Source organism: Streptomyces sp. AP-93 (assembly GCF_022808175.1).
In the GTDB taxonomy this organism is placed as follows: Bacteria; Actinomycetota; Actinomycetes; order Streptomycetales; family Streptomycetaceae; genus Streptomyces.
Genome location: NZ_JALGBX010000067.1, coordinates 1 through 1,755, shown reverse-complemented (window position 1 = coordinate 1,755; position 1,755 = coordinate 1). Strand labels below are relative to the sequence as shown.

Sequence of the window (1,755 nt, the reverse complement as noted above, 5' to 3'; positions counted from 1 at the left end):
TGTTGAAGGATTTCTGACGCAGTGCAACGGAGCTCGTTGGTACAGGCAGTCGTCCAAGACAGCTTTGTGCCCGAGGAGCTCCGTTGCTGTTTCATCATGTCCCGCCGGCACCGGTGATGGCCATCACCCGTACGGTCACTGTGGCCACGGGTCGGTTCGCGCCCGGCCATCTGGGCGAGCTGACTGCTGCCGTGCCGTTCGAGCTGGTCGATGCGGTCCTGGCCGAGACGCGATCGGTGCAGCAGCGGTTGCGGGATCTCCCGTCGCGAGTGGGGGTCTACTTCCTGCTCGCGATGTGCCTGTTCCCCGAGGTCGGCTATCGGCTGGTGTGGGACAAGTTGACGGCGGGGCTGTCCGGGGTGTTGGTGGCCGGCCCGACACCGAAGGCTCTGCGTGATCTACGCCGTCGGCTGGGTGCCGCACCGGTTCGGGCGTTGTTCGAGGTACTCGCCGGGCCGCTGGCCTGGCCGACGACGCCGGGGGTGCGGTTCGGTTCGTTTCGGACGGTGTCGTTCGACGGCTGCAGCTCGCAGAAGGTCACCGACTCCGAGCGGAACCGGGCCTGGCTGGGGCGGACGTCTCACCACGGCTATCCGACGCTGGAGTTGATGACGCTGGTGGAGACGGGGACGCGGGCCATGCTCGGCGCGGTGTTCGGACCGCCGGCCGGCGGCGAGACCGGTTACGCCTCCCGGCTGCTGCATCTGCTGCGGCCGGACATGCTGGTCCTGTGGGACAAGGGCTTCGACGGCAACAGCTTCCTCGCCGCCGTGAGTACGACCGGCGCCCAGGTGCTGGGCAGGCTCCGCGCCAACCGCCGCATTCCGGTCCTGACACGCCTCGGCGACGGCTCCTACTTGTCGGTGATCGGCACCGTGAAAGTACGCGTCATCGACGCGAACATCACGGTGACCTGCGCGGACGGCACTGTCTTCACCGGCTCGTACCGGCTGGTCACTACCCTGACCGACGCCCGTCGCTACCCTGCGGCCACGCTGGCGGGCCTCTATCACCAGCGGTGGGAGCATGAATCCGCGTACTACGCACTCCGCCACACGATCATGAACGGGCGCGTCCTGCGCTCTGGTGACCCAGCCGGCGTCGAGCAGGAAGTGTGGGCCCTGCTCACGCTCTACCAGGCACTGCGGACCGTGATGGTCGAGGCCGCCGAGTCCGTGCCCGGCACCGATCCAGACCGCTGCTGCTTCACCGTCGCCCTCCAGACCGCCCGCGACCAGGTCGTCCAGGCTGCCGGCATCATCCCCACCGACCCCGTCGCCGATCGCGTCGGACTGATCGGACACCGGATCCTGACTCGTCTCCTCCCACCTCGGCGACAACGGGTCAGCACCCGCAAGGTCAAGTCGCCGATGTCCCGCTACAGCACCCGCCACGACGACGGCAGGCCCGACACCAGCCGCACCATCACCCATCTCACCGTCAGCGTCATCGAGCCCGGCGAACCACGCGCCCAGATCCCCACCGCCTCCCGCGACGACCGGCACACCGCCCCCGCCGAGCGCCGCCGACACCGGATCCTGGCCCTGCTCGAAGAAGACCCCACCCGCCTCTGGCGCCCCCGCGACATCGCTTCCCACTTCGGCGACATCACCATGGAAACCATGTATCGACAGCTCTCCAGATGGGCCACCACCGGCCTCATCCACAAACTCGGCCCCGGCCTCTACGCCGCTACAGCATGGACGCCAACACCCCTTGCGTGACCTGCGAAAACGCTAACTACCCGGCCTTGGG

Annotated in this window: 1 protein-coding gene; it reads left to right on the top strand. The window is 68.1% G+C overall.

Features of this window, described 5'->3' with window-relative positions:
• Positions 1-83: 83 nt before the first annotated feature.
• Positions 84-1,724, top strand: a complete 1,641-nt coding sequence (locus MTF69_RS42600; protein ID WP_243342203.1) for an IS4 family transposase — start codon at positions 84-86, stop codon at positions 1,722-1,724.
• Positions 1,725-1,755 lie beyond the last annotated feature (31 nt).